The sequence below is a fragment of the Asaia sp. Ae19-3 genome (assembly GCF_059801175.1).
The window spans coordinates 544271-570695 of record NZ_JBCHWF010000001.1 but is presented as its reverse complement, the minus strand read 5'-3'; the positions used below and the strand labels follow the sequence as shown (position 1 = coordinate 570695).

Sequence of the window (26425 nt, the reverse complement as noted above, 5' to 3'; positions counted from 1 at the left end):
CCCGCAATGCGCTCACAAGGAGTTTTCATGTCCCGCCCCATTTTTCGTGCCTCCCTCCTGCTCCTGGCTCTGGCCCCGCTTCTGGCAGCCCCTGCCGACGCACGGCCAGGCGGTGGACGCTCGATGGGAAGTCGCGGCAGCCGCACCTATTCTCCGCCACCCATGACTCAAACGGCACCCTATGCCGCACGTCCCATAGAGCGCAGCTATGCACCTGCCGCGCCCTCACCTGGGATGAACGCGCCTTTCTCGCGCCCAATGGGGCAGCCCGGCTTTGCCCAGCGTCGACCTTTCATGACCGGCTTCATGGGCGGGCTGATCGGCGCTGGCCTTTTTGGCATGCTCTCAGGCCACGGTTTCTTCGGCGGCGGTGGAGGCGGCTTTCTCTCCTTCATCGGGCTGCTGTTCCAGATTGCGATTTTCGGATTTCTGATTGTCATGGTGCTGCGCTGGCTGGCCAATCGTCGCAACGGTGGCGCGGGAGCACCACAGCGACCGGGTTTCTCCGGTGGAGCCGGAACGCCTGCTGTCACCCTGAGCAACAGCGATTATCAGAATTTCCAGCAGCTTCTGCTGGATATCCAGGCCGCTTGGAGCGCGCAGAACATGCGCGCCCTCTCCACCATGGCGACGCCCGAGATGGTATCGTATTTCAGCGAGCAGCTGGCCGATTATGCCAGCCGTGGCGCGCGCAATATCGTGTCTGACGTGCAGTTCATGCGCGGCGATCTGTCCGAAGCCTGGCGCGAGGGCAATATGACTTATGCGACCGTCGCGATGCAGTATTCGCTCTATGACGTGACAACCGATTCCTTCGGCAATGTCATTGACGGCAGCAAGACCGAGCGACAGGCCGTGACAGAACTCTGGACTTTCGTACGTGCCGACGGGCGCGGCAACTGGATCCTGTCTGCGATCCAGCAGGTAGGCTGATACGCGCTGGGGCGAGGCTTCACCCTCGCCCCACAGGGGACGGGCTATGGGCCTGTCGTCGTCACAAGATACATGGAGCCCGTGCTGCCTTTCGAGGGACGGCACGTCGGACCTCTTCGCCCGCCCTGGCTCTCTTATCGGGGCGCGTCGTTGCCAGATCCGCCCTCTCATTGCAACGATAGTCCTCTTGCCGCTGCCACTCTTTCTGACAGGAGCGGCAGGAGGCATGGTAGCCTCTCGATCTATCCAGGAATTGAGTGCATTCCCCAGCGCCACGCTTCCTCTGCCTGCACGACCCCTGCAAGAAGACAAGTTCGTGCAGGTTTATGCGCTGGGCGAAATTCCTTGCAGGGATCTTATGCAGAGGCCCGAGCCGGGTATCGAGCAGCGTGTGAGAAGAGAAAAACATGATTTCTTCCGAAACTCCCTCTCGCCCCTCCAGCACTGAAATCGGGAAGTAAGCCGGGATACGGAGGAAGTCAGACGATATACGGTGAAGACACGTGATATCGCCCGAAATCCAGAAAACAACGACTTAAGGCGTCGCGAGGCACACGCCTCTTCTCCACCCCGCTCAGCCGAGACTTCTGAAACGGCTTATCGCCCCCGAACCTGTGAGCGCCGTCTAGGTCAGAGACGCAGATAAGTCAGCGCGAAGAGCGAGACCATCACAAGCGAGAGACCGCCAAGCAGTCCCAAGATGCGCCCCTGACGGTTGGAGACGACTTGTTGTTTCTTCATGGGAAGAGCACCCGATCGATCAGCAGGGCCGAAAACAGGAAGAACAGATAAGCCAGGGAATACCGGAAAGCATAACGCGCAGGCTTGTCTGCTGTAAGACTGACGCCTTGGGCATCCTGTTTGTCGAGCAGTACGCGCAGAGCGAAATAGATAAATCCGAGCCCGAGCACGGTTGCGCTGACTGTATAGATCATGCCGCAAAGATGCAGGAACGACGGCACCAGTGACACAGTCATCAGAATGAGTGTGTAGACGAACACATTCCAGCGTGTGTGGCGGGCACCCTTGACCACGGGCAGCATGGGAATGCCCGCCTTCGTGTAATCCTTGCAGGCATAAAGCGACAGCGACCAGAAATGCGGCGGCGTCCAGAGAAACACGATCGCGAACATGACAACAGGCAGAACGCTCATCGAGCCGGTCGCTGCAGCCCAGCCGATCATGGGCGGGAAAGCGCCAGCCGCCCCACCGATCACGATGTTCTGCGGCGTGCTGCGCTTTAGCCACATCGTATAGATCACGGCATAGAAAAAGATCGAAAAGGCCAGAATGCCCGCTGCGAGTGCATTGCTGGCAAGCCAGAGCAGCGCGACGGAAGCCAGAGAAAGCACAATACCGTAAATCAGCGCGCCATCAGCATCCATGCGCGAGTCCGGGATAGGTCGCACTGCGGTCCGCTTCATGATCGCGTCGATATCGCGATCGTACCACATATTAATGGCGCCAGCCGCCCCGGCCCCGACGCAGATGCACAGCATGTCGATCAGCCCCAGCGGGACGGATGGCCAGACAGGGGCAACTGCCATACCGGCGACCCCGGTGAAGACCACCAGCGAGATGACACGTGGCTTGAGCAGGGCAAGCCAGTCCTTGAGAGTCGCACCCTCTTCCCTGTCGAAGCTGTGCTGCGCTTCGGAAAGGCTCTGGGAAGCACTCATGAGAAATCAGCCTCTACGGCTGAGGGTTCAGAATGGGGCTGCCGTGGCAGCAACGCTCTGGCGCCAAGAACCGCGCCGCAAAAAAGCGAGACGATCATGCCGATCTCGCCACAGCGCTGAAGCACCGGCAGGAGCGGCATCATGGCCAGAGCCGATACGCCCATGGCGACGAGATGTACGCGACAGAGCCAATGAGGCGCAGCAATCGACGGGATCTGCTCCTGCCAGCGATAATAACATCCAAACAACGCGAAGACGGCACCGAACAGCATTGCCGAATGGAAGGCCTCAGGCCTCACCGGAAAAAGGCTCAGAACCCATCCAGCGGAGAGCAAGAGCAGCGCGGGAAAGCTCCAGGAGAGAGCTGCGGTCAGGGCGAAACTACGGCCCCAGAGCGAAGCACAAATCAGGGCCATGATGCCGAAGGAGGGCGCAGCGACGCCCATCCCCAGAAGCCAGTCGTCTGAAAGCCTAGGCACCGTGACGCCATGGGCCCAGACCACCGGCACCAGAAGGCTCGGTATGGCCATCAGCAAAGGCAGGGTGATCTTGAGACGCGTGGAATGGAAAGCGACCAGATTGGCAATCGCACCCAGAGCAAGCTGCACGACAAGCGCCAGCACAGGCACCTGCAATTTACCCAGCCAGAACTGTACGCTGGCAAACCATGCGTGCCCTGCGACAAGATCATGGAGCAAGCCAGCCATGAAAACCGGCGCCATGACAATCAGCCCCAGAGAAGCAAGAAGCTGCGACCAGGCAAAAGGCGAGAGGTCACGAAACCGCACGACACGGCATTCGAGGCATTTGACGATGGTGGAAAGAGCCAGAAAGGTTGTGCCGAACCCCCACAAGGCGAGGGAGAAGACAAAAGCAGCCGGCTCGCGCGCGCCATAAACGGCGCTCAGGGCACCAACGAAAAGAAGCAGAAAAGCAAGACGATCAAATCGGACCATCAGGCCTGGAAGCGTCGTCAACTCGCCCGGCAGAACCAGACGTCCCATCCCTCCGAGGAAGGCAGGAATGAGTACGAAGAGGTCAAGAAGCAGGCCGTGGCTCAGAGCATGGAAGGGCCCGGCATTATGCGACACGGCCCCCAGAAATCCGCCAGCAAGACCGCAAAGGAGAGAGAGACCGAGAAAAGCGGCGCCATCGGCTCGAAACTGCGCGCCGTAAGAGCCCTTGGTGATCGACTGGTTTAACAAGCCCGGTTCCTCATGCAGTCCTGAAGGTCCCGACCGGAAAACGGTCTTGGGGGACCCTGTCGTCAAGGCCAGTCTGGTGTGAACTGTCGGGCACGTACGTGTCAGGCAACCAGGGCCGTCTCTTCCTTATTATCCATCTCGAGCGGCAATGTCACGAGTGTAAACAGACCAGCAGGCGGCACCGGCGTGATCAGGGCACGGCTCAGATCCTCGGGGGGCAGGAGCGATTCCATAGCGAAATCAGGGTGCCAGCCCAGAGAGCGCGAGGCACGTGCCATGCCGCGTTCAACGGCCAAGCGCACACCGCCCGTCGCCAGAAAATGATTGACGAACAGGATATGCCCGCCCGGCTTGACCACGCGCTTGAGCTCGCCAAGCAGGCGACGCGGGCTCGGCACAACAGACGCCACGAACATCGCAACCGCAATATCGAAGCTTCCAGCCTCGAAGGTAGTTGCCTCGGCGTCCATTTCCAGCAGATCGTCGACATTGCCGAGTTGCTGGTTGATCACGCGATGACGGGCACGCCCCAGCATCGCTTCGGACAGATCGATACCCGTGATGTGCTTGTCGCGATTATAATGGGGCAGCGCCAGACCGGTGCCGACACCGACCTCGAGAACGCGCTCACCCGGCAAGGCGTTGACTGCTGCGACGGCACGACGACGGCCGAAGGCGGAAATGCCACCGAAAACCGAGTCATAAACCTTTGCCCAACGCCGATAGGCCGCACGCACGGCATCTGCGTCGAGAGCGGAACGTGGCCGGGGATGGGCGTCGTCCATGGAGGCGGTCGGGTCGATCAAGGGGTCCGGTCGTGTCATCAGGCTTCGTTCGTCTGGTCGCGCAAAATCATAATTCCGTCCTGATACCTGTTTGAAACCCAGGCCTTCGGCCCGGGCGTTCGACATTTCGCCTGATGATCAGACAGCATGACAGGCATCGTCTTGCCTGATCGCTCTTAGACCATCTCGCCAGAACTGGCGAGAGGCGGTTTGCATTTCGTCACGTTCGCCGTCTAAAGGAAATGATACAGATAAGCGGGTCGAACAGATAGAAACGGAGAGAGGCAACACATGTCGCTCATGAATATAAGCCTCTTCCTTCTGGCATTAGGTTTGTGGGCATCGATCTATATCGTGCGTTTCAAGGAAGAATTAACCAAATGGTTCGTCAACCGCTTTGGCCGTGACAAGCCTCCCGAGATATCAGAAGGTGGGCCACCGAAGGTGACCCTGCCGTTCCGCTATACCGCCGCCTCTTCGATCTTCGCGACACCACCACAGGAACCCAATAAGAAAGAAGAGTGACGTCTCTTCGCCTTAGCTACGACCGATCCGCTGTTCGATGGCATCCCAGACCAGCCCGGCGCTGTTCATGTCATTGAAGCGATCCAGTTCCTGAAGCCCGGTGGGTGACGTCACATTGATTTCGGTGAGCCACTCGCCAATCACGTCGATACCCACGAAAATCAGCCCATTTTCACGCAGATGTGACCCGATACGCTCGCAGATCTCTTCATCGCGCCTGGTCAGCGCCACGGCTTCTGCCCTGCCACCCACATGCATGTTCGACCGTGCCTCGCCCGTTGCAGGCACACGATTGATCGCGCCGATCGGCTTGCCATCGACCAGAATGATACGCTTGTCACCCTTGCGCACCAGCGGTTCGTAGCGCTGGATCATGAGCGGCTCACGCGAACGGCTGAAATGCAGTTCGAGAAGCGACGCGAAATTCTCATCCCCTTCGCGAATACGGAAGATACCGGCGCCCCCGTTGCCATAAAGTGGCTTGAGAATCACATCGCCATAGCGGGCACGGAACTGGGTCAGCGCCTCACGGTCCCAGGTCACGAGAGTGGGCGGCATCAGATCGGGATAATGCGTGACCAGAAGCTTTTCAGGCGCGTCACGGACGGATTTCGGATCGTTGACGACCAGCGTCTTCCCTTCGCCGACACCATGCACATGCTCAAGCATGTGAGTGGCCGTGATATAGCCCATGTCGAAGGGCGGGTCCTGCCGCATCAATACGGCATCGGTCGCGCCAAGGTCGAGCCGCATCTCTTCACCGAAGCTTGCATGGCCGCCCTGAACACGCTGCACCTTGACCGCGCGCGCGCGCGCAGACAAACGGCCCATGGTCGCTTCGGCACCCCCCTCACCCAGGCAAAGAGACTCGACGGGATAGACGAAGAGTTCATGCCCCCGACGCTGGGCCTCGAGCATAAGGGCGAAAGTCGAATCTCCGTTGATATTGACGTGTTCGAGCGGGTCCATCTGAACGGCTATTCTAAGCGCCATCGACCTAGTCCTTTCGGTCCTGAAAAACTCACTGGGGTCACCTGTGCAGCTCGCACCCCCATGACCCATGATCTGGGCCCATCATTGTTTAAGCTCTAGCAGAGCGTCTGGTCGTTTCCTATGACGGATCGATACTGCCTCACCCCGTCCCTCTCGCCTGCGAGGCTCCTCAGGGATAGGTGATGGAAAGCACTTCCAGCATCACCGGCCCGCTCGGGGTCTGAAGACTGACCTCATCTCCCACCCGGCTTCGCATGAGCGCACGGGCCACAGGGGAGACCAGACTGATCTCACGTCGTGTCAGATCTGCCTCGTCGCAGCCAACAATTGTGACGTCATGCGTCACGTCCTCTTCATCGACGTAAGACACGCTGGCGCCGAAAAAGACGCGGTCGCGGGTCGTCTGTGAGGCCGGATCTATAACGAGCGCATGCTCAAGCCTCTTGCTGAGAAATCGCGCCCGTCGGTCGATCTCGCGCAGACGACGTTTGCCGTAGAGATAGTCTCCATTTTCGCTCCGATCGCCATTTCCCGCTGCCCAGGAGACAATCTCGACAATTTTCGGGCGCTCGACCTGCATGAGTTCGCGCAGTTCCTCGCGCATTCGTGCCGCCCCTTGCGGGGTGAGATAGAGCGCCAGAGGCGTCTTGGAATGATCAGCCACGCAATTCTCGCAGCTTGTAGCGGATCACGCCTGAGATATTCGCGCCCGGAGCAAGAACATGCACGCCGTTTTCCAGCAGGTCGGGGTGGTTGAGCCCGTTATTCATGTTGCTGACGGCCTCGACCGCAACGAAGGGCTTTTCCGGCGCGGTGAAGACAACCAGATGCTGGAATACGGGGTCAGCCTCTATGGTCACCTCGTAGCCAGCGGATTGATAACCCAGAACTGTCTTGCCTCCCCACCCGGCAAAGCAGTTATCGAGCCGCGTCTCGCCGATAGTGCGGGCTGTGGCGAAATTCCATGTTCCCTCGCAAGCAATCTGCCCGATCGGAAGCATATCCGGCCCGTTTTCCCAGACGCTGGAAGCCGCAAACTGCATGGTCATGTCATCGCTGCGCGCGAAAAAGGGATGGAAACCCATTCCCACAGGCTGGACGCGCGTGTCGCGGTTCGCGATGAGCATTTCCACACTCAGCCCGTCACGGTGCAGAACAAAAGACAGTACGGCACGATAGGCAAAAGGCCATTGCGCCGGGTCGTCTCCCTTTGCAGGGTTGTGGTCGAGGAACAGAATGGCCCGTTCCGAATCATGTTGCGCGACCTGCCACTCACGCTCCCAGCCATTGCCGTGAATGGCATTGGACTCAGCGCTAAAATTCTTTGCAAGCGTATAATCAACGCCCTCAAAGCTGAATTTTCCGTCGCCGATGCGGTTAGAAAATGGCACGAGAGGATACCCCGCCACCGGCGTATTCTTCTGAGCGGCGAGATTGGGGTCGGCTGTCGGCACGAGCAGATCACGACCGCGCAGACGCCAGAAAGCGAGGCTGCCGCCAAGGCCAGGCAATAATCCAAGATGGGCCTCACCCAGTTTGAGCTCGATCATCCTGCTTTCCTCCTGCCGCCCCGCTTTTTCGCAGGGTCGTAGCCACCGCCGCCCGGGCCAAGCGGTCGCGGCGTTTTATCCTTGCTTTTGAAAGAGCTACGCCCCGCCGTCGAACTCGGCAAGGGGGGCGGCTCGAGCCCGAGATCGATTGCCTCAAGGCGCTTGATTTCATCACGCAGCCGTGCGGCCTGCTCGAAGTCGAGATCGGCAGCCGCCGCGCGCATGCGCTTTTCCAGATCCTGAATGGAGGCGCCAAGCGATTTGCCGACGAATTCCTGCGTGTCGCCCGCAGCATCGGGGCCAACGGTGACATAATCCTGCTCGAACACGGAAGAGAGCGCGTCGCCGATACGCGAGCGCACGGTCTGCGGGGTGATGCCATGGGCCTCGTTATAGGCAATCTGGCGCGCACGGCGGCGAGCGGTCTCATCAATTGCAAACTCAAGCGAGCCGGTCATCTTGTCGGCATAGAGCAGAACGCGCCCGTCGACGTTACGTGCGGCACGCCCGATGGTCTGGATCAGCGAGGTGCGGCTACGCAGAAACCCTTCCTTGTCAGCATCGAGAATGGCAACCAGAGCACATTCCGGAATATCGAGCCCCTCTCGAAGCAGGTTGATCCCGACCAGCACGTCGAAAGCGCCAAGACGCAGATCACGGATGATCTCGATACGCTCGAGCGTGTCGACGTCAGAATGCAGATAACGCACCTTGATCCCGGCCTCACCGAGATATTCCGTCAGATCCTCAGCCATGCGCTTGGTGAGCGTGGTCACCAGAACACGCCCACCAGCGGCGATGGTGTCACGGGCCTCGGCCAGAAGATCATCCACCTGCCCTTCGACCGGGCGAACGATGGTCACCGGGTCGATCAGACCTGTCGGTCGGATGATCTGCTCGGCAAAGACGCCGCTCGTCCGCTCCATCTCCCAGGGGCCGGGCGTTGCGGAAACGAACACGCTCTGCGGACGCAGGGCCTCCCACTCCTCGAATTTCAGGGGGCGGTTATCGAGGCAGGAGGGCAGACGAAAGCCATATTCAGACAGGACGGATTTACGCGCATGGTCGCCACGCGCCATGCCGCCGATCTGCGGCACGGTAACATGGCTCTCATCGACGATCAGCAGTGCATCTTCGGGCAGATATTCGAACAGCGTCGGCGGTGGGTCACCAGGCCCACGCCCCGAGAGATAGCGCGAGTAGTTTTCGATGCCTTTGCAGGCGCCGGTCGTCTCGATCATTTCGAGATCGAAAATGGTGCGCTGCTGCAGTCTTTCGGCCTCGAGCAGCTTCCCGGCAGCGTTCAGCTCGTCGAGGCGCTGGCGCAACTCGGCCTTGATGCCAATCATGGCCTGATTGAGCGTCGGGCGAGGCGTCACATAATGCGAGTTGGCGTAGACACTGATTTCGGAAAGCTCAGCCGTCTTGTTGCCAGTCAGCGGGTCGAATTCGATAATGGCCTCGATCTCGTCCCCGAACAGCGAGACGCGCCAGGCGCGGTCTTCATTCTGCACCGGGAAAATATCGATCTGCTCCCCACGCACGCGAAACGTGCCGCGCTCGAAGGCCGCATCGTTACGACGATACTGAAGCTCGACCAGTGCCTTGATAAGGCGATCACGATCGATACTCCCCCCGGCTTCGAGCCTGACCACCATGCGTGAATAGGTCTCGACCGAACCGATACCGTAGATGCAGGATACGGAGGCGACTATGATGACGTCATTGCGCTCAAGCAGCGCCTGCGTCGCCGCATGGCGCATACGGTCGATCTGCTCGTTGATCTGACTGTCTTTTTCAATATAGGTGTCAGAGCGCGGCACATAGGCTTCTGGCTGGTAATAATCGTAGTAGGAAACGAAATATTCCACCGCGTTATCCGGGAAGAACTGCTTCATTTCCCCGTAGAGCTGGGCCGCCAGGGTCTTGTTCGGTGCAAGAATAAGTGTCGGCTTCTGGGTCGCCTCGATGACTTTCGCCATGGTGAAGGTCTTGCCCGACCCGGTCACGCCCAGCAGCACCTGATCGACCTCACCATCGTCAACGCCGCGCACCAGTTCCGCAATCGCGGTTGGCTGATCGCCGGCCGGGTCATAATCGGATTTGACCACCATGCGGCGCAGCTTCTCCTTGACAGGCTGCCGCTCGGGCCTGAACCCCACGAGCCTGTGTTCGGGGATTGCTTCCATAGTGGATCGTGATGCTGTCGCCATGGCTGGGAAATGGGCTTTCAAGAGCGTCGTCGCAAGTGCAGGATTGTAGGCTTCAACGCAGCATGACAGACAGGGGTTCATGATGCATGACACGCTCAACACGCCCCGCCATCGACAGATCGTTGCGCTCGTTCAGGCGCATGGCTTCATGTCCAATGAGGATCTCGCCCAGCGCCTTGGCGTGACGGTGCAGACAATACGGCGCGACCTCAATGCCTTGGCCGAAACCGGCCATGTCGCCCGCTATCATGGCGGCGCGAGCCCGACATCATCGACAGAGAACATCGCCTATGGCGAGCGCCAGACACTGCATTCACGCGCCAAGGACGCCATAGGCGCCTGCGCTGCAGCCCTCATTCCTGACGGCAGCTCGCTTTTCATCAATATCGGCACCACGACCGAAGCCTTTGCCCGCGCCCTGACGGGCCATCGCGATTTGCATGTCATCACCAATAACCTTCATGTGGCAGTGGCACTCTCTCCAAGGCGTGATTTTCGCACAGTCCTCGCCGGGGGGCTCGTCCGCCCTCAGGATGGGGGCATCATCGGCGCCGGGGCCACTGAATCGCTGTCAGGATTTAGGGCTGATTTTGGTGTGATCGGTATCAGCGGCGTGGAAGAAGACGGCACGCTTCTCGATTTCGACCTCGACGAAATCCAGTGCGCGCGTGCGATCATGCGGCATGCGAGACGCGTCATCCTCCTAGCCGACCATACGAAATTCACCCGCAAGCCGGTAGGTCGTGTCGGCGACCTGTCGATGATCGACGATTTCGTGACAGACCGGATACCATCCGCAGAATTCCGAGCACAGCTGGAGAAGGCCAACGTGACACTTCACGTGACGGATAACGTTTGAAGAGCTAACTATAACACAAGAACGTTATCTCTAACGTTTTATGTTCGTTTATTTTCGTTTTTACTCTATCAGGGCCTTCGCAGTCGCTTTTAACGAAGGCTCCCTTTCATGACGACTCATGCTGACTCCTCCCAGACCAAAACCATCCATGATCTTCTGATCATAGGCGGCGGCATCAATGGAGCAGGCATCGCGCGCGACGCCGCCGGGCGCGGGCTGAAGGTCATGCTGGTCGAAAAAGACGATCTCGCTAGCCATACCTCCTCGGCCAGTACCAAGCTCATCCATGGCGGTTTGCGTTATCTCGAATATTACGAGTTTCGTCTCGTGCGCGAGGCCCTGAATGAGCGCGAACGCCTGCTGAAAATTGCGCCGCATATCATCTGGCCCATGCGCTTCATTCTGCCGCACTCCGCCATGCTCCGCCCCGCCTGGTTGCTGCGGACCGGGCTTTTTCTCTACGACAATCTGTGCCGCACCATGACACTGCCAAAAACACGCAGCCTCCGTCTGCAGGACGAGGCAGCGGGCCGTGTGCTTCGCCCGGACTATGTGCGCGGCTTTGAATATTCGGATGGCTGGGTACAGGACAGCCGTCTCGTGGTGCTCAACGCGCAGGATGCTGCCCGTCGCGGCGCCACAATCTGCACGCGCACCAGACTGATCAGCGCCAAGCGCCATCAGAGCCATTGGGTCGCCATTCTGGAAGACACGCTGACGGGTGAAACGCGTGAGGTCACCGCACGAGCCCTGATCAATGCCGCTGGCCCCTGGGTGGCGGAATTGCTGCAGGACAGGCTCTCGATCGAAAGCCGCAATCACGTGCGCCTTGTGAAAGGCAGCCACATTGTCGTGCCAAGGCAGTTCGAGACAGAGCAGGCCTATATTCTGCAGAACCCGGACAAGCGTATCGTCTTTGCCATCCCCTATGAGAAGGATTTTACCCTCATCGGCACAACCGACATCCCCTGGGACCAGAACCCCGGCTCGGTTACTATCAGTGCGGATGAGATTGCCTATCTCTGCGAGAGCGTGAGCCGTTACTTCAAACGCGCGGTCACTCCCCAGGATGTCGTCTGGAGCTATGCCGGTGTGCGGCCGCTCTATGACGACCATTCAGGCAGCGCTTCTGCCGTCACACGTGATTATCGTCTCGATATCGACCACAGTGCCGCCCCCGTCCTGTCAGTCTTTGGCGGCAAGATCACGACCTATCGCAAACTCGCCGAGCATGCCCTCGAGAAACTCGCCCCCCATCTCAAGGGGCTGACAACCATTTCCTGGACGGCTGACGCGCCTTTGCCGGGCGGTGATTTCCAGCGCACGGATTTTGACAGATACGTCGCCTCCCTCCAGCGCCGGGTGTCTGGCCTTTCGCAGCAGACAACAACCAGACTGGTGCGCAATTACGGCACGTTGGTCGAAAGCGTCATGCTACCCCCTGAAACCGGGGGCGCATCTCTGGGCGCGCTCATAGGGGCCGATCTGCATGAGGGTGAAGTCGATTACCTCATGACGCATGAATGGGCCCGTAGCGCCGAAGATATTCTCTGGCGACGCTCGAAACTAGGCCTGCGCTTCAGTTCCGAAGACGTCACGAAACTAAAGGATTACATGGCCCGCCGCCTTCAGCAGAACGCCGCAGGCCAGGAAACCGATGACAAAGAGGTCGCCTGACCTCTTCCACCCGCTCCCCCTTCACTCTGGCTGACGGACCGACTCTCATGTCAGAAAGAAAACGCTATCTCGGCGAACTGATCGCCGAATTCATCGCCGTCATGATCATCATCATTTTCGGCGACAGCGTCGCGGCGATGATCGTGCTTTACGATCCCAACCCTTATCAGAACGCCTATTGGGGCGTGGCCATTGTGTGGGGGCTTGGCGTCACCTTTGCGATTTATGCAACCGGGGCTGTCAGTGGCACCCATGCAAACCCCGCCGTCACTCTGGCCCTCGCGCTCTATCGCGGTTTCTCATGGAAAAAGGTTCTGCCCTACTGCGCTGCACAAGTGCTGGGCGGCATCGCCGGTGCCGCCGTGGTCTATCTCAATTTCCATCCTGTCATCGACCATTACAACCTGACCCATCATTTCACCCGCGCAGGTGATGGGGGTGCAGCGGGCGTGTTCTTCACCCATCCAGGCCTTGCCGTGACAGCCATGCATTCCTTCGTGGTGCAGATTGTGCTGACGGGTGTGTTGGTCTTCGGCATTTTCGCCATTACCTGCCAGTATAACACCATGGCCCCGCAGGCGAATTCCGGCGCGCTCATTATCGGACTACTGGTTGCGGCCATTGGCGCCTCATCCGGTTTTCTCGATGCCTGGGCCATCAACCCGGCGCGTGACTTCGGCCCGCGCACCTTCGCCTTCTTTGCCGGCTGGGGTGCCTCGGCCTTTCCGTCTCCGCAACATTACTGGTGGGTGCCGATTGCAGGCCCGCTTGTCGGTGGTGTTGTCGGCGCGGGCATCTATCAGTTCACCCTTCGTCCCTTCATGCCGAACTACACGGCCGATCTCCCGGCGCCCCCTGTGCCCGATCGGGCGCCGGCAACCGCCGCCCCGCCCCGTGCCGAGCCAGCCTATATGGCGCCCAACAGCGTAACGCCTGCTCCCTGAACTACGCCCCTCTGCCGCCTCATATTCACTGCGCATCCCACGGATGCCAGGAGGAGTTTTCCCCCATGACCCAGAAGACCCATATCCTTGCCATCGACCAGGGCACGACCTCGACGCGCAGCATCGTTTTCAACAACAAGGCAAAAGCCCTCTCCCTGTCGCGCCGCGAATTTGCCCAGCATTATCCGGCTCCCGGCTGGGTAGAGCATGATGTCGAGGATATCTGGCGCGATGCGCTCGAGACAGCGCGCGAGGCCATTGCTGCCTCCGGCGGGGTTGATAAAATCGCTGGCCTGGGCATCACGAGCCAGCGCGAAACAATCGTCTTGTGGGAGCGCGCCACAGGCAAACCGGTGCATCGCGCCATTGTCTGGCAGGACCGCCGGACGGCTCCGTTCTGTGCCGAACTCAAGCGCGATGGGGCAGAAGAAATCGTTCGCGCCAAGACCGGCCTGCTGCTTGACCCCTATTTTTCTGCCAGCAAGATCACCTGGCTGCTCGATAACGTCTCAGGGCTGCGCGACCGCGCCGAAGCTGGCGAACTGGCCATGGGCACGATCGACAGCTTCCTGCTCTGGCGTCTGACCGGCGGCGCCGTTCACGCAACCGACGTGACCAATGCCAGCCGCACGGCCCTGTTCAATATCCACACGCAGGACTGGGACGCCGATCTGCTGGCCCTGTTCCGTGTCCCGGCGGCCCTTCTGCCGAAGCTGTGCGACAATAGCGGGCAACTCGGCATGACGGCGCCTGATCTCTTTGGCGTCTCCATTCCCATCGGCGGCATGGCGGGCGATCAGCATGCGGCCCTCGTGGGGCAGGCCTGTTTCGAACCCGGCATGGCGAAAGCAACCTATGGCACGGGCTGCTTCATGCTGCTCAATACGGGCGATAAACCGGTCACCTCGCATCATCGCCTGCTCACGACCATCGGTTATCGCATCAACGGCAAGACGATCTACGCGCTGGAAGGCTCTATTTTCGTGGCAGGTGCTGCCATCAAATGGCTGCGTGACGGGCTGCATCTGATCACCCACGCCTCTCAGACAGATGACATGGCAACCCGCGTGCCTGACAGTCATGGGGTATATATGGTCCCGGGCTTCGTGGGCCTTGGCGCGCCTCATTGGGACCCCGATGCGCGCGGGCTCATCTGCGGCCTCACCCTGGGCTCGACCGAGGCCCATATAGCCCGCGCCGCACTGGAATCGGTTGCGTATCAGACTTTCGATCTTGCCCATGCAATGCGTGAAGATGGCGCCATGCAAGCCCAGACCCTGCGTATCGACGGGGGCATGTCGGCCAATGACTGGTTCTCGCAGTTTCTCGCCAATATTCTCGACACCAAGGTACAGCGCCCGTCCGACCTCGAAACCACGGCTCTGGGTGCCGCCTTTCTGGCCGGTCTGGCAACCGGCGTCTGGAACTCGCTTGAGGAAATCACCACCATCTGGACGCAGGAAAGGCTTTTCGAGCCAAAAATCGAGCCCGCGCTTCGCCTTGAACTCCTGCGCGGCTGGCAGGATGCGGTACGCCGCACACTGACCCCACAAGCCCATTGAAAAACCTGAAACCGACGCGAGGAAATCCTTTTTCGTGTCGGCTTCTCTCTGCTTCAAAAGCCGGGGCCGGAGCTGTTTACGGCCCTTTTCGCCCTGCTGCCCTCTTGTTTCTGCAAGGGTTCCGGATCTGTCAGAGATCCTGCTCAAGGCTTTCGATAAGCCTGTGTATCAAGGGCGAGGTGTAATTCTTGCGCCAGACATAATAGATATCGCTCGATTCCAGACTATCCGCGCGCTCGAAATGGATTTTTTCGTGCCTCGTGACTGCCTGTTCAACAACGCTCTCCGGCAGGCACGAAAACCCGACCCCCGCTTCGATGCAGGCGAAGATGCTGGAGAATGACTCGATTTCCATGACCGATCTCGGTTTGATCTTGCTGGTCTCAAGATAACCATCCACCTGTCGCCGATAGTGACAGGTCTGACCAAAGACATAGAGCTCCATTCTGGACAGGTCGTCGACTGTCGGCGCGCTCAGGGCTTTTGGCGTCACCAGCACAAGCCGCTCGCGAAAGGCCAGACGACTGACCAGAAGCGGATGAACGATCGGCCCGTCAGTCAAAATCAGATCCAGCTCACCATCCATCAGCAATTGTTCGAGCATGAGCGACGGTTCTGGGCGAATATGCAGCTCTACATGAGGCGTATTGGCCCTGTAACGCGCTATACGCTCAGGCAGGTGATTCATCAGGGCTACATCCAGCGCGCCTACCCGTATGACTCCTCGCTCCGTTTCGTCCTTGAAAAGCGCGCGGGCTTCCTGCGCCATTGCCAGCACCTGCTTGGCCTTTTGAAAGAAAAGCCTTCCCTCCGGCGTAACGAGCAGACGGTTTTTTTCACGGCTGAACAGCGAGACCCCGAGGAGTTCCTCCAGTTCGCGAACACGCGTGGTGATATTTGACGAGACACAGTTCAGCTGGGCTGCCGCTGCGGCGACCGTGCCCTGCTCGACCACGGCACAGAAAAAAGCGAGTTGGGAAAGCTTCAATATCTTCTCTTTTTATGAACGATGTCGTCATTAACAATCACTTTTAATGACCGAAATGGCGTCCTAGCGTGCCTCTCGAGATCGCAGCAAGCGATTTAACCCTGAGGAGATAAACATGACCTATCATGTTGTAGTGCAGTTCGACGTTCCTTCTGACAAGCGCGATGCGTTCATCAGCGCCGGTCTGTTCGATGCCAATGACTCTTTGAAGAAAGAGCCGGACACGCTGCGCTTCGAGCTCATCCGCGATGAGAACAACCGCAATCGTTTCTATCTGGACGAAGTCTATACGAATGAAGAAGCCTTCATTCAGCATTCGAAAAACGAGACCGTCGCCCGTTTCTACGAGCTGGTCGACAGCTACGCCTTCGGCCCGGTTTTCCTGTTCAAGGGATATCGCGTAGAGGGTTGATCTGACCAGCTGATCAAACAGCGCCAATCGAGACGTCAGTCCGACTTCCAGCACCCGGCTTGGGCGGGTGCCGGAAGAAGGCGTTTCAGCACCGCAAAACTCAAAGCGTCAACAAACCGGTTTATTCCTCGACTGCGAGATAGGCCGCAGGAACAGAAGCAACGAGCCAGACGCCGTTTTCAGCCTGGTAAAACGCCATCCCTTCTTCGTACATCGACGCCGTATCGATAGCCAGGACGATGGCTTCGCCGTGCCTTGCGCCAACGCGTTTTGCAGTATCCACATCGCTCGACAGATGGACCATCTGCCGCCGCCCCGGGTTGAGGCCCTCGCGCAAAATCGATTCAATATTTTTTCGGGCCGTGCCGTGCCACAATCTGGCAGGGGGCTGGCTGACGGGCAGGTTCAGATCGACCTGAACCGAATGCCCCTGTGCCGCCCTGATCAGCTTCCCATCCGGAGAAATGGTGAAGCGCTGCTTATCACTCGTCGCCACGACCCGAAGCAGCGTGTCGCGATCAAAGACATAGCCAGCATTGTTCGCCAATCGCAGCAGATCGGCAATATCGGTCCACCCGTGATTATCGAGCACAATACCTATCTTTCCCGGCTCATGACGCAGAACCAGAGAAAGCAGTCTCGAAACCTGATTGTCTTTCATGATCACTGTTACGCTTATCGCTTTGATGGAACCCGGTCAGATACCATGAGCGCCGCAGAGCAGGGCGGCCGACGCATTCAATTATTCGATATAGATCGAGACACAGGATAAGGCTCCAACAGCCTATATCTTCATTCCACGAGAAGCACCCCAGACAAACGCCCCTCGCGTAACGCAAGGCAGATGCGCCAGTGTAACTGGCGTTGAAGACGCGCTTATCAGGCACGTAGCCCCCGTGAATCCTCAAAGGCACGATCCGTTTTTCTGATCGGGGAATTCTTTCTTCGCTCTTTTGCTCATGCTCCAGGCGCGATTACTTATTTTTAATGCGACTCGCCCTGACGAGATCCCAGACTGAATCGTTTTCTCTCTCGCCACGCGCCGTTTTTCTATAGCGGGCGCCCCGTTTCAAAGACGAGCCAGACCATGAGCCTTCCAGAAAACACTCTCCTCCCCTCCGGTCCGCTATCGCGCCGATCCGCCCTTGGCCTTGGAGCCGCGGCCCTGGGTGGGGCGCTTTTCGCAGGCAAAGCCCGAGCCGCCGGTCAGGATGAGGCCATTGCCCCGCCAAGCGTCATCAGCACCCCGCCAAGAATCTGGGGGCCTGACGCGCCGGTCTCGTTCACGCCCGACCCTGATATCATTTTCTACGATCCGTCCTTCTCGGCCGTCATTCTCGATAACGCCCCGCTGGTTCAGGCCTGGAAAGGCAGAACGCTGTGGTTCGAAGGCCCTGCATGGTCGAGCGACGGGCGTTTCCTGATCGTCAGCGACGTCATGGGGAGCACGCAATATCGCTATCTGCCGGAAGAACGGTCGATGACGGTGTTCCGCAAGGAAAGCTATCACTCCAACGGCAATACATTCGACCATGACGGGCGCCTCATTACCTGCGAGCACGGCATGAGGCGCGTGATCCGCTGGGAGCATGACGGGCGGTGCACGGTCCTTGCCGAGAGCTTTGAGGGCAAGCGTCTCAACTCGCCAAACGATATCGTGGTCGATGCACAGGGCGGGATCTGGTTTACCGATCCGCCTTATGGTGACCGTCTTTGGGAGGGGCACCCCGATGCACCGGTCAACGGCGATCCTGGCAAAGGGAATCTGACATGGAATCTCGATCTTGAGGCCACCGAGCAGATTGGGGGACTGCATCATCAGGAGACGCATGTCTTCCATCTCGACCCGCAGACACTCAAGCTCACCAGCGTTCTGACAGGGGCCGATCTTGCCGGTCCGAACGGGCTGTGTTTTTCGCCCGACCAGAAAACACTTTATATTGTCTCAAGCGAGAAAGGTGCGGCCAGCCCCAAAGGGGGCGGCTATCGCAATATCTATGCGTTTGACGTGCGTAATGGCGCGCTGACGAACCAGCGGGTCTTTGCCGACATGAGCCTTGGCGGCCACAAACTCATGCCTGATGGAATCAAGGCAGACAGGCTCGGCAATCTCTGGGTGGCGGCCAATGGTCCGCTCGGGCTCTGCGGCGTGTTCGTCTATAATCCTGCAGGCAAGATGATCGGGCGGCTTCGCCTGCCACGCAGCGTATCCAACCTGACTTTTGGGGGCACTCAGCGCGATCGCCTGTTCATGTGCGCCGAAAATACGATCTTCACTCTCGATGTCGCCACGCAAGGGGCCGGATTGTCATGAAAAAACTGCTTGCTGCCCTTCTCGCCTCTGCGAGCTTCGCAACCCCGTCTTTTGCGGCCGGTCTGCCCCAGCCAGATTCTGACAATGCTGCGACCCAGCCGACGCTTGAAATCGTCAAACGCTTTCCAGCGGATTTCAACATGATCGGCGTCGGCGTCTCCCGCTCGGGCATCGTCTATGCATCGGCGCCAGCGACCATGAAGCGGTATATCGCCAGCGTGGTGCGCATCGACCCGAAAACCGGCGCGCTGATCCCCTTCCCCGACAAAAACTGGAACCACTTCGAAAATAACCCGACCGATCGCGAGCTCTGGGTATCGGTTCCTGCTCTGTGGGTCGATGATCAGAATCATCTCTGGGTGCTGGACTCGTCTCTTCCCTCAGTCGATCAGAAAGTGCTGCCACCAAAGCTTGCTGAATTTGACGCCGAGACAGGAAGACTGATCCAGATCTACCATTTCGGGTCGGATATCACCCCCGCCGACTCACTGAACGACGTGCGCGTGGATACACGCACACGCACCGCCTATATCACCAATGAATGGGGCCGCGGCGGGCTGGTGGTGATGGATCTCGATACGGGCGCCTATCGTCTGGTGCTTGCCAACACACGCTCTGGTATCGCAGACCCGGAACAGCATCTACATATCTATGGTGAACTCGCCCGCAAGAAAGACGGTAGCCTGCCTGTCACACAGGATGATGGCATTGCCCTCTCACCTGACCGCGCCTGGCTTTACTACCGCCCGCTGACCGACCATCATTACTGGCGCATTGCGACGCCCGATCTGCGCAACGCCCATCTGAGCGACGCCGAGTTGGACAAGAAAGCCCAATATCTCGGCCAGTCGGTCATGAGCGGCGGGATAGAGATGGATGCCTGCAACCGGCTCTGGGTTGGCGATATCGAGAATCACGGGCTCTATGCCCTGACTTTCCCTGAAGGGGCAAAGACACCCCAGACACAGAAGGTTTACGACAATCCTGACGTGCTCGACTGGGCAGACGGCTTCGCGATCGCCAATAACTGGCTCTACATCTCCGACTCTCGTCTCGACGAGATCGCCTTCAAGAACAGTCGCCCCCTGCGCGGCGCAACCACGATCTATCGCCTGTCTCTTCCACCCTGCCCGACTCAGAAAAAATGACGCTCACCAACCGCACGACAGGCAAGGCCTTGCTGCTTCCCGCCCTATGGGCGGGATTTGTCGGGGGAAATCTCTCCAGCTTCGTGAAATGGGGCACGGAAGTCCCCCTGCCACCCCGCACGCCGGATCGCGCCAGCCCGCCCGCCGAAATGCTTCGCGATCTCGGCGTAAATGTCGACCATCTCATTTATGTCTATTCCGGGCATATCGTGCCCGGCGGCGTCCTGGTGGTGCACCACCTGTTCTCGATTTTCTTTGCCCTTCTCTATTGCGTGCTCTGGCTCCGTTTTCCGCGCATCGCCATGGGACAGGGCGTGGTATTCGGCCTGGTCGTGACACTCGTCTTCCACGGCATGGTGCTGCCCGCCGGGCACTGGGCGCCAGCGTTGTGGAACCTCCCGCGCGCCGAGATTTTTTCCGAGACAATCGGCCATATGCTCTGGGCCTGGGTTATTGAACTGATGCGCAGGGAATTGATGCCGAGCGCTTTTGCCGATGCGAGACACGACACAAAGTGCGAACCCGTTGCGCCGGTCTCGGATCAGCAAGCCGCCTGAATGGCGGTGTCTTTTGGGCACGCGACCTGCCTGCGTCCGTGAAGATTCGCGCCATCGATACTCAACGGGCAGGCAGTGGTGACCTCCGGTCAGCCCTGCCATTCGCCGAACACGTCAAGCCTGATCAGCCTCGCAAGGAAGACGCGTAGGAGCCGGGACTGGCCGGGAAGACGATCGTCTTCCTGCCGCTCAGGAAGACACGTCGATGCGCATGGGCATGAATGGCGCGCGCCAGAACCTGGCTTTCGACATCGCGCCCCAGCGCCACGTAGTCTTCCGGTGACTGGTTATGCGACACACGGATGATATCCTGCTCGATGATCGGCCCTTCATCCAGATCCGCCGTAACATAATGAGCGGTCGCCCCGATGAGCTTCACGCCCCTCGCATGCGCCTGATGATAGGGATGTGCGCCCTTGAAGCTGGGAAGAAAGGAGTGATGAATATTGATCGTGCGACCCGAAAGCTGCTGGCACAGATCATCGGAAAGAACCTGCATGTAGCGGGCAAGCACGACGAGATCGGCACCCGTCTCTCGGATGATGCGAAGTTGCTGCGCTTCTGCCTCTGCCTTGTTCTCTTTGGTCACACGTATGTAGTGAAACGGGATATCGTGGTTGACGACGAGCTTCTGGAAATCCAGATGGTTCGAAATGACGGCCACGATATTGATCGGCAATGCACCGAGACGGACTCGATAGAGAAGATCATTCAGGCAGTGCCCGAAGCGCGAGACCATGACGACGACATTGAGTCGTTCTGCCTCGTCGTAGAAAATGGCTTCCATGCCGTATTCTGCCGCCAGCGGCGCGAAATCACGCCGAAGTTCTTCGAGCGATGCCCCGGTTTCGGCGACAAAGCTTGTGCGCATGAAGAACCGATTGGTCTCGCTATCGTCAAACTGGGCGCTGTCGCTGATATTGCAGCCCTTACCGGCGAGATAGCCGGAAATCACGGCAACGACCCCACGCCGTGCCTCACAGGTTACCGTGACGCAGTAACGGCTCATCCCAGTTCCTCTCGTACCAATCAACAACTCTCGCGTTCAGCACCTCATACATTGCTCGGCGGCGAAGCCCGGGCAAGACCACCGCGCCATATTCTTCTCTGTCCGCCCGCGCATTGTCTTCACTCTGTGGCAGGCAACGACCAGAATTGATTGCGATATTGGATTAGAACCCACCAGATACGAAAAGCTCTATCTCATTTTCCGCACAAATCTTTGGGGGCCCTCACTTATTTTCCCCGTGGAGCGGAGGAGCCGCTTTAAAGGTCGAAAGCCATGCGCTGATGCTCGATAGGCCCCTTGAAGAAAACAGCACCCATCGGGCTCATGCCGAATTTTCTGTAAAAACCGAGCGCGCTGCTGCGAGCGTCGAGTTCGAGACGGTTGGCGCCGAGTTCCCTGCAGGTCCTGATTGCCTGGTCCATCAGCTGCGTGCCGATCCCTTGCCCCTGATACGCTGCCGCCACCGCAAATTTGCGCAGCTGGATCAGATCGGGGCCGATCGGGCAGAGTGAGAGACAGCCGATCAGCTGCTCGCCGCTGAACGCACCGAGATGCGTCGCCTCGGGGTCCTGCGGAACGCGGCATTCGTCTTCGGTCAGGCTGGGCCACAGAACAGAGCGACGCAGCGGCAGGCAGGCTTCGGTTGTGATCCGGGTTATGTGGATGAGGTCTTCCATGTTTTTTCCTCCTAGAGCACCGGAGCTGCTGATGGGGCGGAAGACCTGTCTTCCGCATGACCGATATCCTCACTGCCGCAGCTCATGCAGAAACGGTTGAAGGCGATGTTTCTCGTCTGACAGACACCGCAATGCTCGTAGAGCGTCAGGCCGCAGTGAACGCAGAAATTGGTGTCCTGCCCTTCGACAAGAACCAGAGGTCGATCGCAATCGGGGCAGGTCTTGCGGTCGAGCTTGGCATAGGCCTGCGCCCGATCGACGCGCTGGCGCCGCTCTTTCTCTGAATCTGCCTCAGCTGCGCGGCGTCGGGCCAGATAGGACTGCATGTTCCTTATGAGCACGACACAGACGAGCACGGTCAGAAGTGCCCCGACCCCGTAGCGGACATAACCGCCATAGCTCGGCAGATAGGGCACAAGCTCGACAAAGAATGCGTAAAGCGACGCCAGAACGAAGCCACGATAAAGCGGCCAATACGGGCTCTGACGCTGACGCATGACGAGCCAGATCGAAATCAGCAAAAGCGGCAGGGTAAAAGCGAGACGCAGCAGGAAAACATGGAGTTGCGCCCTGAAAACAAGACGGCCATGGATCGGTCTGTAGGCGTCCTTTACCGCCTCACGCCGATCGACCAGCGCGTTGCGCGCCTGCTCGTTCTCAAGCTCTTTCTGATCGAGTTGCTCCAGGCGATGCTCGGCTTCATGAGCGGCATTCTGCAGGTTCTCGAGTGCCCGGGTGCGCGTCAGCAATTCCGTATCCTGACGCGGGTCTGTGGTTGCCTTGCGCGTATCGACCCAGGCCTCCAAACTCTCTTTGGCGTTGCGAGCCGCACTGCGCGCCGCATCCAGTCTGATCCCGTCGAGATCGCGTTCCGACTCTATCGCCCGCTGCGCCTGCTCGAGCGCAGCGCCTTGCTGTTGCAGCTCGGCGGGATAGTGCGGTTCGAAGGCGACGACTTGCCGATCACGTGGCAGATCGTCGATGACGAGCCCGCCGAGCCCTACCAGAAAGACCGCAAAGACTGCCGAGACACCCCACATCACCAATGTGTAGAGCCGCTCCGGCAGTCTATTTCCTTTTTTCATTAACTCTGCCCCGGGGATAAACAACAGCGAGGTTCCGCCGCAGGAAAGAGGGAAGCGCGATCTGTATGACGCGTCAAATTCCAGAGCCGTGAACTCGGTAACACGACATTGCACATCACGAAGCGACCCCGTATCAACGCCCCTTCTCCCGATGTTCCAGAGGTTCCATGATCCGTCTTGATTCGATCAGCAAGCAGAACGGCCAGCGCGTCATTTTCATCGAGACGAGCGCGGCCATCCAGAAAGGCGAAAAGATCGGTCTCGTCGGCCCCAATGGCGCGGGCAAGACGACGCTGTTCCGGCTGATCACCAAGCAGGAAACCCCGGATGAGGGGCAGGTCTTCCAGGATCGCGGCATCACAATCGGCTTCTTCAGCCAGGATGTAGGCGAGATGGACGGACGCTCTGTCGTCGCGGAAGTCATGAACGGAGCGGGTGAAGTCGCCGAGATTGCAGGCGAACTCGCGCAGCTGGAAGCCGATCTCTGCGACCCGGAGAAAATGGACCAGATGGAGGCCATTCTTGAGCGTTTTGGTGATGTTCAGGCGCGCTTCGAAGAGCTTGGCGGCTATGGGCTCGACAGCAAGGCACGCGAAGTGCTGCACGGGCTGGGCTTTTCGCAGGAAATGATGTCGGGCGATGTCGGGCTGCTCTCGGGCGGGTGGAAAATGCGCGTGGCGCTGGCTCGTATCCTGCTCATGCAGCCGGATGTGATGCTGCTCGATGAACCGAGCAACCATCTCGACCTCGAGAGTCTGATCTGGCTGGAGCAGTTCCTCAAGAACTATGATGGTGCCCTGCTCATGACATCGCATGACCGCGCCTTCATGAATCGTGTGGTCAACAAGATCCTGGAAATCGACGGCGGCACGCTGACGAGCTTCTCGGGCGATTATGAATTCTACGAGCAGCAGCGCGCGCTGAACGAAAAGCAACAGCAGGCCCAGTTCGACCGCCAGCAGGCGATGCTTGCCAAGGAAATCGCCTTTATCGAACGCTTCAAGGCACGCGCCTCGCATGCGGCGCAGGTGCAGAGCCGCGTCAAGAAGCTCGACAAGATCGACCGCGTCGAGCCGCCGCGCCGCCGCCAGACCCTGTCATTCGATTTTGCCCCGGCACCACGTTCGGGAGATTCCGTGGCGCTGCTCAAGCAGGTCAGCAAGGCCTATGGGTCGCGCACCATTTATAACGGGCTCGATCTGCAGATCCGCCGACAGGAGCGCTGCTGCATTCTGGGCGTCAATGGCGCGGGCAAATCCACCCTGCTCAAATTGATCGCCGGGGTGAGCGAGCCCGATGAGGGCAGCGTCACCATCGGCGCGAGTGTGAAGATGGGTTACTTCGCCCAGCACGCCATGGATCTGCTCGATGGCAGCCGCACAATCTTCGAGACTCTGGAGCATGAATTTCCGCTTGCGCCTCAGGGCTCGCTACGTGCCTTGGCCGGTGGGTTCGGCTTTTCAGGCGATGATGTCGATAAATATGTCAGCGTGCTTTCAGGCGGCGAAAAGGCCCGTCTGGTCATGGCGCTGATGCTCTACAACCCGCCGAATTTTCTGGTGCTCGACGAGCCGACCAACCATCTGGATATCGACACGAAGGAGATGCTCATTCGTGCTCTCGGCGATTATGAGGGCACGATGCTTTTCGTCTCGCATGACCGTCATTTCCTCGGGGCACTCTCGAACCGCGTGCTGGAAGTCACACCAGAAGGCTTGCATCGCTATGAGGGTGGCTACCACGAATATGTGGCTGCAACCGGTCAGGAAGCCCCCGGTCTGCACGTCTGACCCCCGCCTTCTATCGGCCGACTGCGCTGCCCTCTGGCGCACCGGCCGGTATTCTCCAAAATTGATACGATGAGGTTTTCTCGTACCGTTCTCTATGCAGGCTCATCGCCACCGGTTCCGCAGTTTTCAGCATCTCACCGGCTCTCGCCGCTGAAGTGCATCCGTCTCAGCCAACCCCTGACAGCCCCGCCTTCATCGCGGAAGATCCTGCTCTTTCCACGTTGATTGGCCGTGTTGCGCCCGACTTGCGATACACCACGCTCGATAATCACCCGGTCGATCTTGGGGCGCTCTACGGTCACAAGCCGGTCTATCTGAAGCTTTGGGCGACCTATTGCATTCCCTGCCGCGCCCAGATGCCCGGATACGAGGCGCTTTACCGGAAATATGCCGATCGCATCGCCTTTGTGGCGGTCGATATCGGCTTCGGCGAAAAACCGGAAAAAGTCGCCGCTTTTGTCGCACGCGCCGGACTGACCATGCCGATCGTGATTGACGATGGCAGATTGAGCAACTAGTTGCAGATCAAAGCCACGCCTCTGCACGTGCTGATCGATAGCACGGGTCGTGTGGCCTATGCGGGACATCAGGACGGCCCGGCCCCGCCCTGCAGGCGGCGCTCGACCGTCTCACGAGACCAGCGCCATCGACGGGGCGTATCGCCCCCTCGGATGTGGGCCAGCAAGCCGTCTTCAGGATCGGCGAGAACGTCACGTCTTTCGTTCAATCAAAAGAGCCAGGCCCTCTGTTTCCGGCACCGGCAAATCAGAAACAGGCCGTTCTTTTCACGGCTCCATGGTGTGAATCCTACCTCAAGGAACTCGAACCGCGCACGGCTCGGCATTGTGCAGCGTTTCGCGCCATCGCCCAGCGCAACGTTGCGGCCCACACTCTGCGCTGGACCGCCGTCGCCAGCCGCCTCTGGACTGAAGAAAGCGATCTTGCCCCCTTCCAGAAGCAGCTTGGCCCCGATATCAATCTCGTTCTCGACAGGAATGCCTCGGTCTTCGCACGCTTCGGCGTGCGGCAGATTCCTGCTATCGCCCTGATCGACGCAAATGGCCGCCTGCAGGACATGATCAACGCGGATGATGCCCAGGCCGAGCGCAGAATAACGGCTTTCACAAAGACGCCCTGACCCGGTATGGCGGTCGGGACCTAATCCCGATCGCCCCAGCGCCATTTGAACCCGCCTTTCGTATGCGCGCGGCACAGGACCACGAAAAAGCCTATGGCGCATAGATCAACAAGCAGGGAACCGACCGACGCCGTAGCTCTGTAAGCTGGCGGAAGCAGGGGCACGAGAAAGCCAGGCGCTACGATAATGACGATAATCGACAGGAACGAGACCCATCCCTGCCAGCTGATCGGCAGCCCGGCGCCGTAGCCATAGCGCTTGGGCCTGAACCAGGGATCGTTATTTTTCTGCAGCATGATGCGCGTTCTCCCGGCGATACTGGTCTTGCTCGCGATACCAAGCCGACGCTTCCTGAATGGCCACAAGCCCGCGCCTGACCCGG

At 59.1% G+C, this 26425-nt stretch carries 26 protein-coding genes; 13 read left to right on the top strand and 13 right to left on the bottom strand.

Annotated features, from left to right (window positions below):
- Positions 1 to 27: 27 nt before the first annotated feature.
- Positions 28 to 933, top strand: coding sequence for a Tim44 domain-containing protein (locus AAID99_RS02430; RefSeq protein ID WP_498493069.1), 906 nt, complete (start codon positions 28 to 30; stop codon positions 931 to 933).
- A gap of 737 nt (positions 934 to 1670) precedes the next feature.
- Here AAID99_RS02430 and AAID99_RS02425 read toward each other — a convergent pair.
- From AAID99_RS02425 to AAID99_RS02415, 3 genes are all read right to left on the bottom strand, one after another.
- The gene (locus AAID99_RS02425) at positions 1671 to 2612 is read right to left on the bottom strand and encodes a heme o synthase (RefSeq protein WP_498493068.1); all 942 of its coding nucleotides are present in this window, start codon (positions 2610 to 2612) and stop codon (positions 1671 to 1673) included.
- A complete protein-coding gene (locus AAID99_RS02420; RefSeq protein ID WP_498493067.1) occupies positions 2609 to 3817 on the bottom strand; it encodes a hypothetical protein in 1209 nt (402 codons plus the stop codon). The genes AAID99_RS02425 and AAID99_RS02420 overlap by 4 nt, the downstream gene beginning before the upstream one ends.
- 101 nt (positions 3818 to 3918) lie before the next feature.
- Positions 3919 to 4641 (bottom strand): class I SAM-dependent methyltransferase, encoded by a 723-nt coding sequence (locus AAID99_RS02415; protein ID WP_498493066.1) that lies wholly within the window; start codon positions 4639 to 4641, stop codon positions 3919 to 3921.
- Positions 4642 to 4893: 252 nt separating this feature from the next.
- Here AAID99_RS02415 and AAID99_RS02410 point away from each other — a divergent pair, with 252 nt between their 5' ends.
- Positions 4894 to 5127 (top strand): hypothetical protein, encoded by a 234-nt coding sequence (locus tag AAID99_RS02410; protein WP_498493065.1) that lies wholly within the window; start codon positions 4894 to 4896, stop codon positions 5125 to 5127.
- 12 nt (positions 5128 to 5139) lie between these two features.
- Here the strand turns inward: AAID99_RS02410 and gshB are convergent, their stop codons facing one another.
- The 4 genes from gshB to uvrB all read right to left on the bottom strand — a co-directional run bounded on the left by gshB (position 5140) and on the right by uvrB (position 9883).
- Positions 5140 to 6120: a glutathione synthase gene (gshB, locus tag AAID99_RS02405; RefSeq protein WP_188425175.1), complete on the bottom strand. Its 981-nt coding sequence runs from the start codon at positions 6118 to 6120 to the stop codon at positions 5140 to 5142.
- Between the two features lie 169 nt (positions 6121 to 6289).
- Positions 6290 to 6784: a transcription elongation factor GreB gene (gene greB / locus AAID99_RS02400; protein ID WP_264784259.1), complete on the bottom strand. Its 495-nt coding sequence runs from the start codon at positions 6782 to 6784 to the stop codon at positions 6290 to 6292.
- Complete coding sequence (locus AAID99_RS02395) at positions 6777 to 7670, bottom strand: aldose 1-epimerase (protein ID WP_498493064.1); 894 nt, start codon at positions 7668 to 7670, stop codon at positions 6777 to 6779. Before AAID99_RS02395 ends, greB begins: the two co-directional genes overlap by 8 nt.
- Positions 7667 to 9883, bottom strand: coding sequence for an excinuclease ABC subunit UvrB (uvrB, locus tag AAID99_RS02390; RefSeq protein WP_188425403.1), 2217 nt, complete (start codon positions 9881 to 9883; stop codon positions 7667 to 7669). Before uvrB ends, AAID99_RS02395 begins: the two co-directional genes overlap by 4 nt.
- 79 nt (positions 9884 to 9962) lie before the next feature.
- Here uvrB and AAID99_RS02385 point away from each other — a divergent pair, with 79 nt between their 5' ends.
- From AAID99_RS02385 to glpK, 4 genes are all read left to right on the top strand, one after another.
- Positions 9963 to 10742, top strand: a complete 780-nt coding sequence (locus tag AAID99_RS02385) for a DeoR/GlpR family DNA-binding transcription regulator (protein ID WP_188425173.1) — start codon at positions 9963 to 9965, stop codon at positions 10740 to 10742.
- 108 nt (positions 10743 to 10850) lie between these two features.
- The gene (gene glpD, locus AAID99_RS02380; protein WP_498493061.1) at positions 10851 to 12419 is read left to right on the top strand and encodes a glycerol-3-phosphate dehydrogenase; all 1569 of its coding nucleotides are present in this window, start codon (positions 10851 to 10853) and stop codon (positions 12417 to 12419) included.
- 47 nt (positions 12420 to 12466) lie between these two features.
- Complete coding sequence (locus tag AAID99_RS02375) at positions 12467 to 13363, top strand: MIP/aquaporin family protein (RefSeq protein ID WP_498493059.1); 897 nt, start codon at positions 12467 to 12469, stop codon at positions 13361 to 13363.
- Positions 13364 to 13428: 65 nt separating this feature from the next.
- Positions 13429 to 14925 (top strand): glycerol kinase GlpK, encoded by a 1497-nt coding sequence (gene glpK / locus AAID99_RS02370; protein WP_498493057.1) that lies wholly within the window; start codon positions 13429 to 13431, stop codon positions 14923 to 14925.
- A 130-nt stretch (positions 14926 to 15055) separates the two neighbouring features.
- Here the strand turns inward: glpK and AAID99_RS02365 are convergent, their stop codons facing one another.
- Entirely contained in the window at positions 15056 to 15913 is an 858-nt protein-coding gene (locus AAID99_RS02365) for a LysR family transcriptional regulator (protein WP_498493055.1), read from the bottom strand.
- A gap of 115 nt (positions 15914 to 16028) precedes the next feature.
- Here AAID99_RS02365 and AAID99_RS02360 point away from each other — a divergent pair, with 115 nt between their 5' ends.
- Positions 16029 to 16325 carry a heme-binding protein gene (locus tag AAID99_RS02360; protein ID WP_188425168.1) on the top strand — a complete coding sequence of 99 codons (297 nt, stop codon included), beginning with the start codon at positions 16029 to 16031 and terminating at the stop codon, positions 16323 to 16325.
- Positions 16326 to 16446: 121 nt separating this feature from the next.
- Here AAID99_RS02360 and AAID99_RS02355 read toward each other — a convergent pair whose 3' ends face one another.
- Positions 16447 to 16986, bottom strand: coding sequence for an RNA 2'-phosphotransferase (locus AAID99_RS02355; protein ID WP_498493053.1), 540 nt, complete (start codon positions 16984 to 16986; stop codon positions 16447 to 16449).
- Between the two features lie 426 nt (positions 16987 to 17412).
- Between AAID99_RS02355 and AAID99_RS02350 the strand changes: the two genes are divergently transcribed.
- From AAID99_RS02350 to AAID99_RS02340, 3 genes are read left to right on the top strand one after another with little or no spacing between them, the layout of a single operon-like run.
- Entirely contained in the window at positions 17413 to 18639 is a 1227-nt protein-coding gene (locus AAID99_RS02350) for an SMP-30/gluconolactonase/LRE family protein (protein WP_498493051.1), read from the top strand.
- Entirely contained in the window at positions 18636 to 19787 is a 1152-nt protein-coding gene (locus AAID99_RS02345) for an L-dopachrome tautomerase-related protein (protein WP_498493049.1), read from the top strand. The genes AAID99_RS02350 and AAID99_RS02345 overlap by 4 nt, the downstream gene beginning before the upstream one ends.
- Positions 19784 to 20344: a YagU family protein gene (locus tag AAID99_RS02340; protein WP_498493047.1), complete on the top strand. Its 561-nt coding sequence runs from the start codon at positions 19784 to 19786 to the stop codon at positions 20342 to 20344. The genes AAID99_RS02345 and AAID99_RS02340 overlap by 4 nt, the downstream gene beginning before the upstream one ends.
- Before the next feature lie 124 nt (positions 20345 to 20468).
- Here the strand turns inward: AAID99_RS02340 and purU are convergent, their stop codons facing one another.
- The 3 genes from purU to AAID99_RS02325 all read right to left on the bottom strand — a co-directional run bounded on the left by purU (position 20469) and on the right by AAID99_RS02325 (position 23115).
- Positions 20469 to 21353 carry a formyltetrahydrofolate deformylase gene (purU, locus tag AAID99_RS02335; RefSeq protein ID WP_498493045.1) on the bottom strand — a complete coding sequence of 295 codons (885 nt, stop codon included), beginning with the start codon at positions 21351 to 21353 and terminating at the stop codon, positions 20469 to 20471.
- A 257-nt stretch (positions 21354 to 21610) separates the two neighbouring features.
- Positions 21611 to 22030 carry a GNAT family N-acetyltransferase gene (locus AAID99_RS02330; protein WP_498493043.1) on the bottom strand — a complete coding sequence of 140 codons (420 nt, stop codon included), beginning with the start codon at positions 22028 to 22030 and terminating at the stop codon, positions 21611 to 21613.
- An 11-nt stretch (positions 22031 to 22041) separates the two neighbouring features.
- On the bottom strand, positions 22042 to 23115 hold the full coding sequence (locus AAID99_RS02325; protein WP_498493041.1) for a hypothetical protein: 1074 nt from the start codon (positions 23113 to 23115) through the stop codon (positions 22042 to 22044).
- Positions 23116 to 23282: 167 nt separating this feature from the next.
- On the opposite strand from AAID99_RS02325, the gene AAID99_RS02320 reads away from it, so the two are divergent.
- The 3 genes from AAID99_RS02320 (at position 23283) to AAID99_RS02310 (ending at position 26043) form a co-directional block, all read left to right on the top strand.
- Positions 23283 to 24905: an ABC-F family ATP-binding cassette domain-containing protein gene (locus tag AAID99_RS02320; RefSeq protein WP_498493039.1), complete on the top strand. Its 1623-nt coding sequence runs from the start codon at positions 23283 to 23285 to the stop codon at positions 24903 to 24905.
- A gap of 155 nt (positions 24906 to 25060) precedes the next feature.
- Complete coding sequence (locus AAID99_RS02315; protein WP_498493037.1) at positions 25061 to 25423, top strand: TlpA family protein disulfide reductase; 363 nt, start codon at positions 25061 to 25063, stop codon at positions 25421 to 25423.
- A gap of 155 nt (positions 25424 to 25578) precedes the next feature.
- A complete protein-coding gene (locus AAID99_RS02310) occupies positions 25579 to 26043 on the top strand; it encodes a TlpA family protein disulfide reductase (protein ID WP_498493035.1) in 465 nt (154 codons plus the stop codon).
- Positions 26044 to 26063: 20 nt separating this feature from the next.
- Here AAID99_RS02310 and AAID99_RS02305 read toward each other — a convergent pair whose 3' ends face one another.
- On the bottom strand, positions 26064 to 26339 hold the full coding sequence (locus tag AAID99_RS02305; RefSeq protein ID WP_498493033.1) for a hypothetical protein: 276 nt from the start codon (positions 26337 to 26339) through the stop codon (positions 26064 to 26066).
- Between the last annotated feature and the right edge of the window lie 86 nt (positions 26340 to 26425).